The organism is Polaribacter haliotis (assembly GCF_014784055.1).
Taxonomy (GTDB): Bacteria; Bacteroidota; Bacteroidia; order Flavobacteriales; family Flavobacteriaceae; genus Polaribacter; species Polaribacter haliotis.
This window is the reverse complement of the sequence record NZ_CP061813.1, coordinates 1,163,286-1,181,617: the sequence shown is the minus strand read 5'-3', so window position 1 is coordinate 1,181,617 and position 18,332 is coordinate 1,163,286. Positions and strand designations below refer to the sequence as shown.

The 18,332-nt window shown below is 30.6% G+C and carries 10 protein-coding genes; 4 read left to right on the top strand and 6 right to left on the bottom strand.

Going from position 1 to position 18,332, the window contains the following annotated elements; translation table 11 throughout:
• Positions 1-126: 126 nt before the first annotated feature.
• A complete protein-coding gene (locus H9I45_RS04910) occupies positions 127-1,077 on the bottom strand; it encodes a lipid A deacylase LpxR family protein (RefSeq protein ID WP_088352950.1) in 951 nt (316 codons plus the stop codon).
• A gap of 109 nt (positions 1,078-1,186) precedes the next feature.
• Between H9I45_RS04910 and ppk2 (H9I45_RS04905) the strand changes: the two genes are divergently transcribed.
• Positions 1,187-2,038: a polyphosphate kinase 2 gene (gene ppk2, locus H9I45_RS04905; protein WP_394364903.1), complete on the top strand. Its 852-nt coding sequence runs from the start codon at positions 1,187-1,189 to the stop codon at positions 2,036-2,038.
• A 3-nt stretch (positions 2,039-2,041) separates the two neighbouring features.
• Positions 2,042-2,827, top strand: coding sequence for a polyphosphate kinase 2 (gene ppk2, locus H9I45_RS04900; protein WP_088352948.1), 786 nt, complete (start codon positions 2,042-2,044; stop codon positions 2,825-2,827).
• On the opposite strand, the gene H9I45_RS04895 is transcribed toward ppk2 (H9I45_RS04900), so the two are convergent.
• Positions 2,824-3,456 carry a low molecular weight phosphatase family protein gene (locus H9I45_RS04895; protein WP_088352947.1) on the bottom strand — a complete coding sequence of 211 codons (633 nt, stop codon included), beginning with the start codon at positions 3,454-3,456 and terminating at the stop codon, positions 2,824-2,826. The genes ppk2 (H9I45_RS04900) and H9I45_RS04895 overlap by 4 nt on opposite strands.
• Positions 3,457-3,519: 63 nt before the next feature.
• Between H9I45_RS04895 and H9I45_RS04890 the strand changes: the two genes are divergently transcribed.
• Together H9I45_RS04890 and H9I45_RS04885 are read left to right on the top strand one after the other, a co-directional pair.
• Positions 3,520-4,068, top strand: a complete 549-nt coding sequence (locus tag H9I45_RS04890) for a DUF8465 domain-containing protein (RefSeq protein ID WP_088352946.1) — start codon at positions 3,520-3,522, stop codon at positions 4,066-4,068.
• Between the two features lie 23 nt (positions 4,069-4,091).
• Entirely contained in the window at positions 4,092-5,228 is a 1,137-nt protein-coding gene (locus tag H9I45_RS04885; RefSeq protein ID WP_088352945.1) for a cysteine desulfurase family protein, read from the top strand.
• A 44-nt stretch (positions 5,229-5,272) separates the two neighbouring features.
• Here H9I45_RS04885 and H9I45_RS04880 read toward each other — a convergent pair whose 3' ends face one another.
• The 4 genes from H9I45_RS04880 to pyrG all read right to left on the bottom strand — a co-directional run bounded on the left by H9I45_RS04880 (position 5,273) and on the right by pyrG (position 18,108).
• Positions 5,273-9,193 (bottom strand): DUF8693 domain-containing protein, encoded by a 3,921-nt coding sequence (locus H9I45_RS04880; protein WP_088352944.1) that lies wholly within the window; start codon positions 9,191-9,193, stop codon positions 5,273-5,275.
• Positions 9,194-9,322: 129 nt separating this feature from the next.
• Positions 9,323-14,254, bottom strand: coding sequence for a DUF8693 domain-containing protein (locus H9I45_RS04875; RefSeq protein WP_140422727.1), 4,932 nt, complete (start codon positions 14,252-14,254; stop codon positions 9,323-9,325).
• Positions 14,255-14,394: 140 nt separating this feature from the next.
• Positions 14,395-16,290: a membrane protein insertase YidC gene (gene yidC / locus H9I45_RS04870; RefSeq protein WP_088352942.1), complete on the bottom strand. Its 1,896-nt coding sequence runs from the start codon at positions 16,288-16,290 to the stop codon at positions 14,395-14,397.
• Positions 16,291-16,494: 204 nt separating this feature from the next.
• On the bottom strand, positions 16,495-18,108 hold the full coding sequence (pyrG, locus tag H9I45_RS04865; RefSeq protein ID WP_088352941.1) for a CTP synthase: 1,614 nt from the start codon (positions 18,106-18,108) through the stop codon (positions 16,495-16,497).
• Between the last annotated feature and the right edge of the window lie 224 nt (positions 18,109-18,332).

Sequence of the window (18,332 nt, the reverse complement as noted above, 5' to 3'; positions counted from 1 at the left end):
GAGTTTTATTTTAAATGTTTATCTTTTTAAATCGTAATTCAAAATATTTACTAAATTCCTGAAAGAGTTTATTAAAGAAAATCTAAAAAAAAAAATCAAACTTCCAACTTCCAACTTCCAACATCTCTATTTCAACAAATAAGCAATATTTATAGAGCCATATTTATGACCATTATCAAATCGTAACCCTTTAGATTTATTCGTGTTATAGTTAAATGTGTACCCAAAATTAAATCTATTTGAGGTAAATTTTAAACCGATTTCTAAATCAAAAACGATAGGAACGAGTTCGCTTGTAACTTCACTATTTTTATTTAAAAAACTTCCTTGAAGTGTAGCATCATAAAGTGCATATCTTATCGTTGGTTTTATAAATAAAAAAGATTCTATTTCTCTAAAATAATTCGTGTCAGTATTATTAATATTAGAATTAAAACCAATAGAATTTGCTAAATCTTGTAAAGGTTTAAAACCAATTCTACCATAAACTCCAGTAGAAATGTTTGTATAAACTGTTCCTGCATTTGCCATGTTTATCCAAGAAACATCGAAATGATTAGAATTGTCTTTTAGTAAATGCTTATTAAATTCTAGATTAAAATTTAATCCCAAAGCATTTTTTATTTGATATTCCCAACCAACAGCTTCCCTAAAACCATAAATATTATGAATAAAATCCTGTAATTCCTCTCCATAAGCATAAGAACCAAGGATACCTAATTGAACAGAAGTTTTAAAATTTTGGTTATTATTATAAATTCTATTAATACCAAAACTTCCATACAAATAAGCAGCAAAAGATCTATCATGTTCTTCTACTGAAGCTATAACCGATTTGTAAGGTGAATACATTTCGTGTCCAATACTCCACTCTAAAATACGCTTTTCTAATTTTTTTTTTTTCTTTTTTGAGAGGTATTTGTACGATAAAAACATTCCATTGGTATAATAGTGATCGTCAATTAACGAAGTATATAAATCGTTTTCTGTAATAAAACTAATTTCTTGAGAAAATTTCTGTTGAGAACAAATAGTTAAAGTTGTTAAAAGAAAGAGAATGAAGCTAATTTTTTTCATAATAAGCAAATATAATTGAATGTGATAAAACTTCTGTTAATTGATGTATTTTTAACTCTCTAAATAAAAAAAATAGTTATTTTTAGACCAATATATAATAAAGATGAATATGAAGAAAGGTTTAACTGCCGAAGATTTTGAGAATACTGTTACTAATAAAGAACTATTATCGCTTATAGAAAGTAAAAGTGAATTATATAATAAGGTAAGTAAAACACTTTCCTATACAGAAGAGTTAAGATTACTTCAAATCGAATTGGTAAAGTTGCAAAGATGGATTTCCAAAGAGAATAAACGTGTAGCTGTTATTTTCGAAGGAAGAGATGCTGCTGGAAAAGGAGGTAATATTAGACGATTTATGGAGCATTTAAATCCTAGATCTAGTAGATTAGTGGCTTTAAATAAACCTACAGAAGTAGAAAAAGGACAATGGTATTTTCAAAGATATATAAAAGAACTTCCTAACCCAGGTGAGATTGCTTTTTTCGACAGAAGTTGGTACAATAGAGCAGTTGTAGAACCAGTTATGGGATTTTGTACAGAAGAACAGTATAAAGAGTTTTTAGTGCAAGTTCCAGAGTTCGAACACATGATGTACGAAGATGGTTTAATAATTATAAAATTTTGGTTATCGATATCTAAAGACGAACAATTAAGACGTTTCGAAGAACGTAAAGAAAACCCATTAAAGCGTTGGAAATTTAGCCCTGTTGATAAACAAGGGCAAAATCTGTGGGATAAATACACACATTATAAGGCAGAAATGTTTTCTAAAACCCACACATCTTACAGTCCTTGGATGATGGTGAAAACAAACGATAAAAAAGTAGCAAGATTAGAAGCGATTAGACATGTAATTTCTCAGTTTGATTATGATGGAAAAAAAGATGCAAAAACGGCCATTACACCAGATCCTAATGTAGTAATGAGATTTTATCGTTCTAATAACAATATAGATTAAGTAATGGAAGACAAGTTAACAACACAAGAAGTAAAAAAATTAAATACAAAAAAAGGACTTTTAGCACTTTTGTCTAAAGATCCTTTAAATATTGAAAGAGGTTTACGATATGTAGATTACCAGAAGAAATTAAAAAAACTTCAAGTAGAATTAATCCGTTTACAAAAATGGGCAATTAATAATAACGAACGTATAATAATTGTTTTTCAAGGAAGAGATGCTGCAGGAAAAGGAGGAGCGATTAGAAGATTAACAGAACGTATTAATCCACGTCATATGCGAATTGTAGCGCTTTCTAAACCTACAGAAGACGAAGAAACTCAATGGTATTTCCAACGATATGTAGAGCAATTTCCAAAAGCAGGAGAAATTGTTTTTTTCGATAGAAGCTGGTACAACAGAGCTGTTTTAGAACCTGTTAACGGTTTTTGTACACAAAAAGAGTACGATATTTTTATGAATCAGGTAAACGATTTCGAAAGAATGATTTTAGAATCTGGAATTCATTTAGTTAAAATATACATGTCTATTTCTAAAAAAGAACAAGCAAAACGTTTTGCAGAAATTAAAAGTAATCCATTAAAACAATGGAAAATGACGAAGTTAGATGAGCGAGCGCAAGATTTGTGGGACCAATATACAGAATACAAAAATGTAATGTTTCAAAAAACAAATACAGAAAATTCGCCTTGGAAAATTATTAGAGCAAATAGAAAAACAGAAGCCAGAGTAAACGTTATAAATCACGTTTTAAATAGCATTCCTTACGATAGAGATTTAGAAGTTTAAGAGATTTGTTTTTTAACGAAACTAAAGATAAAATGTATTTCTGTAGCAATTTGTCGATTCGTTTTTAAATACGTTTCTTTTCTCTCAGGAGTATCGTCAGACGCTTTTGGGTCTACAAAAGGTAAATGAAATCTTTCAATGGCAGTAGGTATAAATGGACAATTTTTGTCAGCATTATTACATGTTGTAATTGCTATAAAAGGCTCGTTGTTTTCTGGATGATCGAATCTCTTAGAAAACCCAAGAATGGTTTTTCTGTTGCCAGCAAATGAAATTAAATATTTAGGATTTTGATGTGAAAAATCTGAAACCTGAAAATCGAAACCTGCTTTTTGTAATGTTTTTACAGTATTTCTATGAAATGCAGTAACCTCTGTTCCTCCAGAAAAAGAATGGATATTTAATTTGAAGTAATGTGCTGTATAAAAACTCCAAACTTGCCCAAGCTGACTTCTTCTAGAATTATGAGTGCAAATAAAATTAAGATTTACAACGCCACTCTTTAAGTATTCTTTTGCAATTCCTTCCGAAATTTTAACGAGTAAATTTTTTCTTTCTTCAGTTATATGCACATTTTTTACTGCATTTTTAAAGAAATTTTCGGTGGAAACTCTAGAAGTACTTAGCATATGACTATTTTTGCAACAAAAATAAAGATTATTAGGCTAGCCTAAATTAATAAAAAGTTAAGGATGCGTTTAGAAATTGGAAATAAAGTAGCTGTTTTAGACGATGTTTTAAAAGGAAAAGTTGTTGGTATTGCTAAAGATACCATTTCTGTTGAAACAGAAGATGGTATGGTTTTTATTTTTGATAAAAAAGAATTGGTTAGAATCGATACAGAACAATACAATCTATCGAAGTTTTCCGACATTAATAACCCAATTTTACAAGAGAAAATTTCTCATGTAAAAAAGAAACCGACTCATTTTAAAAAAGAGAAACAAGAAGTAATTATGGAAGTCGATTTGCATATAAATCAGCTTATAAAATCTACCAGAGGTTTAGATAATTACGATATGATGAATCTTCAATTAGATACAGCAAAACGAAAAGTAGAATACGCAATTAACAAGCGTATTTCTAAAATTGTCTTTATTCATGGAGTTGGAGAAGGGGTTTTAAAATCGGAATTGCAATCGCTTTTAAATAGATATCCTGTAAAATATTACGATGCTTCCTATAAAAAATATGGTTTGGGCGCAACTGAAGTTTATATATATCAAAATGTACAGCAGTAAAATAGAAAACGTATTTTTGTAAGATGAAAACAGTGTATTTAGACAATGCTGCCACAACACCAATAGCCAAAGAAGTAATAGAAGTAATGCAAACTTCAATGGCAGAAAACTTTGGTAATCCTTCTTCTACACATCAATTTGGTAGAAAAGCAAAGTCTGCTGTGGAAACTGCTAGAAAAACCATTGCCAAACACTTTAATGTAACTGCCAGCGAAATTGTTTTTACTTCTAGTGGAACAGAAGCCGATAATTTAATTTTACAGAACGCTGTTTTAAATTTAGGAGTTACTCGAATTATAAGTTCGAAAATAGAGCATCATGCAGTTTTACATACCTGTGAATATTTACAGAAAACAAATAATATTTCTTTAGAATTTGTAAATGTTGATGAGTTTGGAACTATTGATTTAACAGATTTAGAACGTATTTTAAAATCTACAAAAGAAAAAACATTGGTTAGTTTAATGTTGATAAATAACGAAATAGGTAATGTACTTCCTGTAGAAGAAGTTGGCAATTTATGTAAATCGAATAATGCATTATTTCACACAGATGCTGTACAAGCAGTTGGACATTACAATTTAGATTTACAAAAACTAAATCTTGATTTTTTAGTTGCAAGCGCACACAAATTCCATGGGCCAAAAGGAGTTGGTTTTGCATTTTTTAGAAAAGGATTTGGCATTTTACCAATGCTTCATGGAGGAGATCAAGAAAGAGGAGCAAGGTCGAGTACAGAAAATGTGCACGCTATTTTAGGAATGAGTAAAGCCTTAGATGTTGCGATTTCTAATTTGAATAGAGACAAAAATTATATAGAAAGTTTAAAGGTTTACTTTATTTCTGAGCTTAAAAAAGTATCAGAAAATATTCAGTTTAACGGTCTTTCTTCAAATTTAGATAAAAGTAGTTACACCATTTTAAATGTTCGTTTTCCAGTGAAAAACGATATGTTGTTGTTCAGTTTAGATATGGCAGGAATTGCAGTTTCTGGAGGAAGTGCTTGCCAAAGTGGAAGTAATAAAGGGTCGCATGTTTTATCAGAAATACTATTTAATGGAGAAGAAGATAAAACCTCTATTCGTTTTTCGTTTTCTAAATTTACCACCAAAGAAGATTTAGATTTTACGATTTCAAAAATAAAGGAGTTGCTTTTATAAAAAAGCAACTCCTTCGCAATCAACCAACACTAACCTAAAATGGTTTATCTTTTTACAACTATTTTTTTATTTATTGCTCCTTTATCTGTATCGAGTTTAACAATGTATAATCCATTTTTAATTTCCGATTTAGGGTTTAATTTATAGGTTTCTTTTTGTTTATTTATATCCCAAGTTCCTAAAGCGCTTCCGAATATTTTATAAAGACCTATTTTAGTAATATTTATATCACCTTCTTTATTAACGTCTATAGTACCTTCTTGAGAATTGTAATAAAATGAAATTAAATTTTCAGGTAAAATAACATCTACAACACTATCTATTATACTTTCATTATTAGAAAAAGTTAAATAGAATCTATTAGAATAGGTTCCAGAATTTAGCGTTAAAGTTGCATTTTCTGATAAATCGTATACAGCTCCTGTTACTTTATCTGTTAAATATATAGATGAATCTACGTTTTTTACTTCATCTAATTGTATTGTAATTTCTCCATCGTAATTCATAATAAGTTCAAGTGGAACTTCTAAATTAGATGTAATATTCTGTACTCCAGCAATCGAATACTTTGTTTCATTTCCTTCGAATTTAAAATAAAAATCTGTAGTGTTTTGGTCGAACAATTCGCTATCATAACCAACTTCGTTACTAAACGAATTATTCTCATTAAAAGAAATACCAATTTGCCTGTGAAGAATAACGTTTGAATCGTTTTTATAATCCATACCTAATTTTATAATTGGTAATTCGTTTGGATCTTTAAAATCGATAATAGGGATGATGTCTAAAATATTACTTAATAAACCTCCATTTATACCAGTATTTTCTTCCACAGATTCTTTAACTTCATTATTTCTAAACTCACGTTGACTGTTATTAAAAACAACAGGTCCACCAGTTTTGCTACCTCCAATAAAAAAACCAGTTCCTACAGGAATATAGTTTCCAGGACTTACATAAGCTTCGTTGCCAACTGAAGGAGTATTTGGGTTTTGATTATTATTACTTGGAACTTGATTCGCAGCAATACCCATTGCAATATTCCTAGTTGCATAACCACCAACATAGCCACCAAAGGTATGACCAGCATTATTAGAAGAAGCAATATCTTGTTCTCCTGCATGTTGCCAAAAATAAAGCGTTCCACTAATAGAATTAATATTGTCTTCGATAAACTTTTTTGCACTAATTGCAGATGGGTAAGGATTACCAACTAAATAAGAATCTTCTGCACCAATATTTGTTGCTAAATTTCCATCTTTTGGGCTACCAACAAACGTATAATTTTGTTTTACACCAGTTCCTTTAATTAAAAAACCGCTGGTTTCCTTTATAATTCCAGTACTTCTTTTTTGAACATAATTAGATCTTGTTCCACTACTACTTGAAAACGTATAAATCCAATTGTCTGCAATAGATATTGGGCTTGTTGCACTTCCATCAAAACCAGAAACAAAATTAATATCCACAATATTAGAGTCCATAGAAAGTGGGTTTGTACCATCTTTTAAAACATCTGCAATTGCATAATTATTTTTACCAATAGTATTTACAGGACTACTTAAATAACTATATCTATAAATACTTGCTACTGCTGTTTTTCTGTCTATCAATACTTTTCCTAATCCAGCATATTCACTAAAATCTTTATGTACTTGTATTAACTCAGAACTTCCTGCCAATCTAATTTCATCATTAGTTTGTGGCAAATTAATATCATCTGAAACAATTAATAAGTTATTATTGTCAATAACTAATGTGCTATTATTTTCAACCTTTAATTTTCTTACTTTTAAAGAGGTATTGTTTTCTTTGTAATCTTCTTTAATAATTACATATCTAGATCTGTCTGGATATCCATTACTCCAAGCTCCATTTATTCTTTCTGTTGGAAGAATTCTATGCAAACCTAATAGTGTATTAGATTCTGGATTTGCTGTAATTACTTCAGTTAAAAGTGGTGCATGAGGATGCCTTTCAGGTCCACCAATAGATAAATCTTTATAAGGATTTAGATTGTTGTTTACAAACACAACCCATTCATTTTCAATATAATCTCTATTTGGTTTTGTAACTTCATCAATTCTAACATAAGATGTATATGTATCGAAATTTTTAGAAACATCGATTCTACTTTCCCATGTTAAATTTCCTGATGCTCTAGAAGTTGTAATTAAACTATTATTATCTAATGAATTTGTTAGAGAGTTATTAATTACAGGCAATCCTTTTAATAATGTAATTAAAGCACTGCTGTTTTGAATGACTAAAGATTCTCCAGGATTCAACATTTCTGAATTTCTTGTTGAAGCTTTTGGAATTGTTTTTGTTAAATTATCTTCAGCATTAGAAAATAGAGCAATTACGATTGCATTTGCAGGTATAATTGCTGTTGGATGAATGTTTGTAATTTCGATAGAATTATCTGTTTTAGATTTAAATACCTGAGTTATCATTGGAATTCCACATGCATTAATATCTTTATCTAAAGCATAATGATATGCGTTTCTGAAATTAGGATTCGTGTCTGTATCATCAGAATTTTCTAAATTATTAGAAAAACCATTTTTACCAAAAGATCCATTGATATAAGCTTCAGTTAAATAGTCTTCAGTATTTTCTGAAGCAACTAAAATATCTGGCACACAAGATTCTACAGCATCAGAACAACCATCATTATCGGAATCTAAATCCAATCTGTTTGGAATGCCATCCTTATCTGTATCTATATCTGTAAGAGTAGTATAAGATTGGTGTTCCATATAATCTATAACAATAGAACCTCCAAAATTACGAACCATTTCAATTTTTAAATATTGAGTTGTTTCCTTTAATTTATAATAGGTGTATTTTGGAAAACATCCATAATATCCATAATGTAAAATGTAAGATTTGTTAGAATTACTAGTTCCAGAAGCATTAGATTCTGTTATAGAAAGTGCTTTAAAGTTATAACCACTTGCAAAAGATTTGAATCTTATATAGGTATTTGCAGGAATTTTCTTTCCTAAATTAATAACCAATTCATCTTTATTTCTATCGAATTTAGCTCCTTTATAATTTATTCCATCAATTATGTTTTCTGAATAACTAACACCATTGTTTACAGTAAATAAAGGACTTCCAATTGCTGTTCCTTTTGGAATGGTAGTTATTTTAGATTCTATTTCGTCTAAAATTCCATCATTATCATCATCAATATCTACATCATCTGAAATACCATCATTATCTGAATCTAATTTCGGTGCTTTTTCAACTGAAAAAGTCAAACCAGACATTCCAAAACCATGATTTTTTCGAGAATAACAAGTATCACAATCTTTCCATTGAATTTTAATTGATTTAATTTTATCTGTTGAAGAAAATTCAACACCAACTTGTGCTTTATCACCAGTATTAGATTTTTTAGCATCTACAATTCCGTTTTCGTAAGTTTTATATGAAGGATAAGAAGCGCTTATGAACTTTGGAACGATTTCTTTATTATTTTCAGTAATTCCTTTAATGATAAATTTATCTCCATTTTTGTAAGATTTGTTCACATGCAAAAGATTAAATGAGATTTGTTCTAAGGGTTTACTAAAATTAATAGTTATAGTTACACCTTGTTTTTTGTAAAATCCGTTTGTGTAAAACTGTAAATTGTTTTCACCATTTGCGTCATTTCCAACTGCTGGAGCATCTCTTGTAGTTTTACTGTATGGCCATTTACAAAGTGTATTTGTTTCTCCTGTTAAAGCAAAATCTATATCAACATTAGAATTATTAACGTTTATTAAAGATTTTTCTAACTGCCCATCTTTCCAATCGAATTTATCTACATTATTGGAAATTCTATTCCAACTGAATTCATAAGTATTTGATTCTATGTTGTTTTCTTGCCCTAAAGTAGTTTTAGGTAAGAAATATAAAAGAACTAATAATAAGTATAGGTTATATTTTTTTAATGTAATTTTTGTTTGCATAAATAATGTATAGTTTGTTACTATGAACATCTACGCAAAAAAGTAAGTTATGGTTTAAAAAAAATGCAATAAAATGAAAAAAAAAAGAGAACCATAATTGGCTCTCTTTTAAGAAAGGAAAATTAAATACTAGTTAATAAGTATTTTTTTGGAAACATCTCCTTTATCTGTTTTTAATTTTAAGATATACACTGCTTTAGAAAGATTATTTACTTTAAGAATGTTACTCTCTAGAGCTTCATCTTTTATTAATTTCCAAGAATTAATTTCTTGTCCTAAAATTGTATATAAAAATGCCTTTTGAACTATTGTTCCGTTAATTGTATTAATGTGAATTTCTTGATTTGGTTTCGAATAGTAGATAGAAACATTTTTATTTGCAATTTCATCGTCTGTACTTAATGTCTGTGCTTTTTTGAAAGTCACATAAAAACGATCCGAATACGTTCCTTTCTCCAATTCTAAGTTTACTTTATCATTTGTTAAATCGTAACTAATATTTGTTAGTTTATCTAAAATATATAATGATGTGTTTTCTAAAGTCCACTCATCAATTTCTATGCTAATACTGTCTTTTTTAGCAAGAACAATTTCTAAAGGTATTTGTAAATCTTCCGAAATATTTTCTACACCAGCAATTGCATAAGGTTGGTCTTGTTTTGGAAATTTCCAATAAAAGTCTGTTGCAGATAAATCAAAAAGATAACTATCATAACCTTTATCGAATTTAAAACTATTACTTCCTTTAAAAGAAATACCAATTTGACGATGCATTTTAGAGTTCAAGTGATCTGTATAATTTAATCCTAATTTTATAATTGGTAATTTTTTTCTTCTGTTTGTTCCTTTTTTATGTTTTGCATTCGGCTTGAAGAAGGTAGATTTTGCACCTTCTGCAATACTCTCTCTTTGGCTATTATTAAATTGAATTGCCCCACCATCTGTATCTCCACTTATAAAGAAACCTTGCCCAATTGCAATGTATTCTAGAGGAGAAGTGTAAGTGTATCCTGTTCCAACACTTGGAGCACAAGGTATTTTACCATCATCGTCTTTTATTACAATTTTGTTTAAATACAAGATATTAAGATCTAAAGACTCTATTCTTACGGAGCTATTTCTTTCGATACAAACAGGAATATCGAAATCTGTATATGGTACAGAAATTGGAACATCGAAATCGCCAATTGAGCTTCCATTAACAAGCACTCTTATTTTTTTTGGAGTTAGAGATTTATAATTCAATCTTAAATTTTCTATTCCTCTAGGAATTAATCCAAAATCTACATATTCTGTAGCTGCATCTAAAACCACTGTTGTATTTTCTAAATCTGTTGAAGTGGTAGCATTATGAGATGCATTTTCTGCTTCCATAGAAATATCGAAAGCCCCAGAATTAGAGACTGAATTTGCAGCAATTCCCATAGAAATATTTCGAGTTGCATAACCACCAATATAACCTGTATAATAATGCCCAGCTTCATTAGAGCTAGAAGAATCTTTTTCTCCTGCATGTTGCCAGAAGTATAAAGTACCATCTATAGAATTTCTGTTATCTTCTATAAATCTTTGTACGCTAATTGCAGATGGATAAGGATTACCCACTAAATAAGACTCATTTCCACCAACTGCAGTGTTTAAATTACCATCATTTGGTGTTCCTACAAAAGTATAATTTTGTGCAGCACCACTTCCTTTTAGAGTAAAACCGTCTGTTACAGGGATACTTCCAGTACTTTTCTTTTGATTCCAATTAGATCTATTTCCATTGGCACTTGCATATGTATAAATCCAATAATCCGAAATTTTTATCGGAGAATCAGTTGCTCCATCATAACCACTTACAAAATCGATATTTGTTGCTGTAGAATTTGCAGAAGTAGGTGTTGTTCCATCTTTTAATACATCTGCTAATGTGTAAGATGTTCCTCCAACTGGAGAACTCATGTAATTATATCTGTATTTACTTGCAATAGGAGAATTCTGGTCTATAAACATTTTTCCATTTCCAGTAACTCCACTACTATTATTATGTACTTGAATTAGTTGAGAACTTCCTGCAAGCCGTAATTCACTTGAAGCTGCACCAAACTCAATATCTTCTGTAACTACTAATAAATTATTTGTAATTGTTAATTTTCGATTTGCATTTATGGTAAGTTTTCTTGCAGTTAAACCTGTTGTAGTTGCATAATCTTGATTGATAATAACACGTCTAGTTTTATCAGGAAAACCATTAGACCAAGTATTACCAAATCGAATTGTAGGATTTACTTTATGTGTTCCTAAACTTAGATTAGATGTGGAAACAGCACTTGTTACTTCAGAAATTATAGGTGCATGTGGATGTCTTTCTGGACCACCAGTAGCTATATCTCTATATGGGTTTAAATCGTCTTCTACAAATGCAATCCATTCGCTTTCTGTAAACGTTTTATTATTTTCTGTAGCTTCATCATTTCTTACATAAATTGTATTATCTGCAAAATTAGAAGTTGTTTCATATCTATTTTTCCAATCGTTAATACCAGATGAAATTCCTTTTGGATGTGAAAATATTAATATATCGTTTGCTCCACTTAAATTCGTAATCGCGTTATTTACAGTTCCAGAAAATACAGAAGCTGAATTTGTAATTAAAAATGATGTGCCTGGTGCTAACTGAGTTGGAATTGAATAGGTAACATCTGGTACTATACCTGTTTGATCTCCATTTTTATTTCTGAAAAGATTCAATTTTACAGTGTTTGCTAAAATTGAATTTGTTGTATGAATATTGGTAACTTCTATTACTCGACTTGTACCATCGTTATAAATTTGAGTAATCATAGGAATTCCTGAGCTATGAGCATCTCTATAATCTACATCTCCAACAGTTAAAGCATCATTATCTGAGTCTTGTAAAAGAGTTGGGTTATTTATGTTTGCATTTACATCACTAAAATCGTCTGCAGCATATAGGCTGTTATCTAAACCATTGTCTCCAACAGTTCCATTTGATTTACCATCGCTATCTGTGTCTTTTGCAGCTAAACCTACTTCAACTATATCAAAAACAGTATCTCCATCAGAATCGAAATCTACATAATCTGCATTTCCAGTTCCGTCTGTATTTTGTGCAACTAAACCTGTGCCATAAGCAGTGTCTAAACCATTTGCAGTGTATGCATAATTTGGAGCGATATAACCAATTGTTGTTTGTGCTTCTATATTATCTGGAATACCATCGTTGTCGGAATCTAAATCTTTATCGTTTGTTATTCCATCTCCATCTACATCTAAATCGTCTGCAAAACAAGATTGACCAGAAGTTCCGTATGCAAAATTGTCTAAACCATGTGCGTCTCTTGCACAAACATCTGTACTACCATTAACAATAGTTGTTCTAATTTCAACATTATTAATTGCTGTTGAGTTTATAAAACCGATGGTTGCTTCTGTTTGATTTCCAATATTTATACTTCCATTTTCTAAAGTTGTTTTATTTCCTCTGTATAATTCCATTGTTCCTGCAACATCGTTTCCGAAATTATCTGCTTTCATAAATGCCAATAACTTTCCGTCTGCAAAAACTTCTAAAGTATATTCTAAGTCAGACGAACCATTTGTATCGAAAACGTCATTTATGTCGAAACTAAAAGCATAAATAGGGGTGCTAAATGCAATATTTACGGAATAGGAATCTCCAGTTGTTGAGGCTCTTTCTGGAACTACATAAATTGCTCTAGATGAATTCCCAGAAGAAAATTCGCTACTTGTAGTTGTTCTTAATTCGGAATTTCTTCCATTTGGAGTTGAAGAACAACCAATGTCTGGTGTTGAACCAGGGTTGTTTACGTAATCTGGAGAATAGTATGTAGAGGTAAAAGTAACCACACCATCGTTACTTGATGTTGTTGGGTTTGTTCCAAAATAAACCTTATCGTTCAGAGAAAGGGGAGAAGAAGAAGAGGTTGGACTTTCTGTTACATAATTTGTAGAAGAATCGTCTAAAACAGTCAAACCAATTCCTCTTTGATACGCTGCTTGTTGAAAACCAGATTCTCTATAACCTAATCCGTTTGTATTGTTTCCAATTCCAAAAATACTATAATCACCATCAACCCAAGTTTCAGCATCTACAGTTGGAGTTGCTGCTCCTGGAATCACACAATTTTCGTCTGTATCCAATATTCCATCATTATCATCATCAATATCTACGCTGTCTTCATAGCCATCTCCATCAGTATCTTTTGCAGTAATTGTAAACAATGCAGATACAAAAGTTATGTTATATTTAGGGTTATTTGCATTAGTTACAGTTCCTTGGGTAATATTGTATGCACCAATTGCTTCGCCAGCAGTTCTTGATAAACTACCAGTTAATGAAGTGTCTCCACTATCTAAAGTTCCAGAAGTTATTGTATAATTTAAAGTAGGGTCTGCATCTCCTTCTTGCTTTGTATTTGCTGTTGCAGTTATTGTAATTGGTATTTTTGGTGTAGAAGAGGTGCCTTCCACTTTAACATTATCTATCGCCCACCAATAGCCCCAAGAACCTACATATGTAAAACGAACTCTAGCATTTGTTGCTCCATTTGCTGCTGCTAAAATGTTATATGTTCTTAATGCTGGGGTTGGGTAATTTGTATTAGATGTATATGTATCGACTGTAATCCAATTAGAACCATTAAAAACTTCTATAGTTCCACTTTCTCCATTAGTATAAAATCTAAATTGATTATTGAAACTTAATGTTAGAGTGTTGTAAGAACTTGCGTTAAATGAAGGAGAAGTTAATGTTACATTTTGAGAGCTTCCATTTCCATAACCATCACTATCTAAAATCGCATAATTACCACTAAAACCTCCAGTGGTTATATTAGGGTTTGTATCGTTGAAATTCCATATTTGTCCGGTATTTCCACTGTTTCTAACATTTGTCCATCCAGTTGGAGGATTTGTGCCAGAGGCAGATGAGAAATTTTCCGATAAAATTGTTGTTTGAGCGTAACTATTTAAACTAATAAATAGCATTATAAATGGTACGAAATACCACTTACTTTTAGATTTAGGGGTCATAAAGTAATTATTTTAGGGGTTATTACCAGATTTTACAATCCTATAATTGATGCTAATATATTCATTTTTTTCAAACAATAAAATTTGAACACAAAAAAAGTCCAAACTTTTACGTTTGGACTTTCATTATTTGCAGAAAATTATTTTCTTTTCTTTTGTTGTGCTTGTTGTTCTTGCGCTTGTTTCATAGCAGAATCTATACGTTCTCTAAACTTACTTTTTTTCTTTTCTGGGCGTTTTTTATTTTCTTCGATTTGTGCATGAATTTTATCTTCATCGATAACAAAATTCTTAATTACCAACATAATTGCAATGGTTAATAAGTTAGAAACAAAATAATACAAACTTAAACTACTTGCATAGTTGTTAAAGAAAAACAACATCATAATTGGAGAGAAGTAAATCATGTACTTCATCATCTTACTCATATCTGGCATACCTTCTTGAGGTGGTGCTTGCATGTTTGCTTGCTGGCTCTGGTTCATTTTCATATAAAAGAAAATAGCAACAGATGCCAAAATTGGAAATAAACTTACATGATCTCCATAAAATGGAATTTTAAAAGGTAATTTAAAAATAGTATCGTAGGAAGATAAATCGTTTGCCCATAAAAAGTTTTCTTGTCTTAAAGCAATATTTGTTGGAAAAAACTTAAATAATGCAAAGAAAACTGGCATTTGCAACAATGCAGGTATACAACCAGACATCATACTAACTCCTGCTTTTCGCTGTATTGCCATGGTTTCTTGTTGGCGTTTCATTGCGTTTTCTTTTCCAGGATATTTTTCATTTAATGCTGTTAATTCAGGACGAATAACCTTCATTTTAGCACTAGATAAATAAGATTTATAAACTAAAGGAGACATTATTAAACGAACAACAATGGTCATTAAAATGATAATTAAACCATAGTTTCCTAAAAATCCTTTTAAGAAATTAAATACAGGATAAAAGATGGTTCTGTTTAAAAAACCGAAAATTCCCCAACCTAAATCAGATGAATCTGCCAAATCTGTTCCTTCGAATTGTTTTGATTTAAATAAATTATAATCATTAGGTCCGTAAAACCATTTCATATTATAATTTAACTCTCCATTAGATAGCTCTAAAGGTGTTTTTAATTCGAATCTTTTTGTAAAAACAGTATCAATTTCTTCATTTTTAACTAAATCTGTAGAAGTAATTGTTGCGTTGTTAAAAGGTTTGTCAGAAAGTAAACTCGAAGCAAAAAAGTGTTGCTTATATGCTACCCAATCTAAATCGTTTATTACCTCCGATTTTCCAGCATTTATATAATCTACTTCGTCGTCTGCTTTGTAGTAGTAGTAAGAATACATGGTATTCTCTGTTTTTAAACTTTTTTCGTGACGATAACCGTCTAAAGTCCAGTCTAAATTAATAGGGTTCGAAGAGTTAATTACATTTCCTAAACCTTGAGAACGAATAGAAAAATTCACCAAATAATGTTTAGGTTTCATTTCGTATCTGTATTCTAAAAACTGAGTTTCTGAAACTTTCAACTTTAAAGAAACAACTTGGTTTTCGCCATTTTTAGTAACTGTTGGTTGGAAAAATAAATCTTTCGTGTTTAAAATTCTATTATCTGTCGTTCCAAAATTAATGTTAAAAGACGCATTATTGTCTTTAATCATATATAAAGGAAGAGAATCGTAGGTTTTAAAGTTCTTAATTAAAGCCTCTTTAATTTGTCCTCCTTTATTATCGATTGTTAGTTTAACAACTTCATTTTCTAAAACAGTAACACCTTCAGTAGCGCTAATTGCACTTTGAGCGAAAGCACCCAATTTATTTTTTAACGCTAGTTGCTTTATAGAATCGTTTTCGAAAGCGGTTTCGTTAACAGTTGTACTTGTAGTTGTGTTATTTATGGCATTTGTAGAATCTACAATTTGTGTGGTGTTTGTGTCTGTAGTTATTTCAGGTTCAGGACTATTGGTGTTCATCCACCAAAGAATGATTCCTCCTAATAAAATCATTCCAATAAAAGAATTGAAGTCGAATTTTTTTTGTTCCATGTGTTATTTTAAAATGTCAATTTGTCATTTTTAGACTTCTTAATAAAGTAAAAAGCGACAAATGTAGCAAAACAGTATTGTTTTATGTTGATTTTGCTGTGATTATTGTTGATGAGTTTAATAGTTCAAATAGTATTCCGTTTTAGAATGTCTCTTCGAGCGCAGTCGAAAAGTTTAGGTTTCGACTGTGCTCGATCTAACAAACTATAGTTTCGACTGCTTTAAAGAAGCTTTAATAAAATCTACAAATAAAGGATGAGGTTTTAAAACCGTACTTTTATATTCAGGATGATACTGCACCCCAACAAACCAAGGGTGTGTAGGAATCTCTACTACTTCTACCAAACCAGTTTTCGGGTTTATTCCTGCAGCTTTCATTCCAGCAGCTTCAATTTGCTCTAAATAAGCATTGTTAAACTCATATCTATGTCTGTGGCGTTCACTAATATTTTCTGATTTATATGCATCATATGCTTTAGAACCCTGCTTTAATTCACAATCCCAAGCACCTAAACGCATTGTGCCACCTTTTTCGGTTACATTTTCTTGACTTTCCATTAAATTAATAACAGGGTGTTTTGCACTTTTATTCATTTCTGAAGAAGAAACACCTTCAAGATTAAGAACATTTCTAGCATATTCTATAACCGCCATTTGCATACCTAAACAAATTCCGAAGAAAGGAATATTGTTTTCACGAGCATATCTTACAGCTCTAATTTTTCCTTCAATTCCTCTGTCTCCAAATCCTGGAGCCACTAAAATTCCGTTTACACCTTTTAATTTCTTTTCGGCATTTTTAGGAGTTAAACTTTCTGAGTGCACCCAACGTACTTTTACTTTCGTTTCGTTAGAAGAACCTGCATGAATAAATGCTTCTGTAATTGATTTGTAGGAATCGTGCAACTCTACATATTTACCAATTAAAGCAATTTCTACTTCGTGTTTTGGGTTTTTATGTTTTCTTAAGAAGTTATTCCAAACCTTTAATTCTGGCTCACCTTTCGAAGAAAGTTTTAATTTATTTAAAACAACTGTGTCTAAACCTTGCTCTAACATTAAGTTAGGTACATCGTAAATTGTTTCTGCATCTATAGATTGTATAACATCTTCTTTCTTTACATTACAGAATAATGCTAGTTTACGTTTAATATCGTCAGAGATTTCGTGTTCTGTTCTACAAACTAATATATCTGGACTCACACCACTTTGCATCAACATTTTTACTGAATGTTGTGTTGGTTTCGTTTTCAGTTCACCTGCAGCCGCTAAATAAGGCACCAAAGTTAAATGAATAACAATCGCATTTTCTTCTCCTTTTTCCCAAAGAAGTTGTCTAACAGACTCTACATAAGGTAAAGATTCGATGTCACCTACAGTTCCACCAATTTCTGTAATTACAATATCGTAATCGCCAGTTTCACCTAAAAGCTGAATTCTACGTTTTATCTCATCCGTAATATGAGGAATAACTTGTACTGTTTTTCCTAAAAACTCTCCTTTTCGCTCTTTATTTATTACAGATTGATAAATTCTACCAGTAGTAACATTGTTTGCTTGAGACGTTGGGATGTTTAAATAACGTTCGTAATGACCTAAGTCTAAATCGGTTTCTGCACCATCGTCAGTTACATAACATTCGCCATGTTCGTAAGGATTTAGTGTTCCTGGATCTATATTAATGTACGGGTCTAATTTTTGAATGGTTACAGAAAAGCCTCTTTCTTGCAATAGTTTTGCTAAAGATGCTGCAATAATTCCTTTTCCAAGTGATGAAGTTACGCCTCCTGTTACAAAAACGTATTTAGTATTACTCATGGTATTCTTAGGTTTGCGCAAAAGTACTAACTCTAAAAATTCTGTCAAATAAAAAAGGTAAAAACATTTCTAAAAATTGTAGTTTTGTACAAGTAAAAAATATTTCAATTTTTTTTCAAATTGTGTTTGTCAAAAATAAAAACAGTTGTATATTTGCCCACGCTTTAAATGAGGTAAAATTCATTGAGCAAAAAAAATATTAAAGAAGTCATTTAAAAATACAT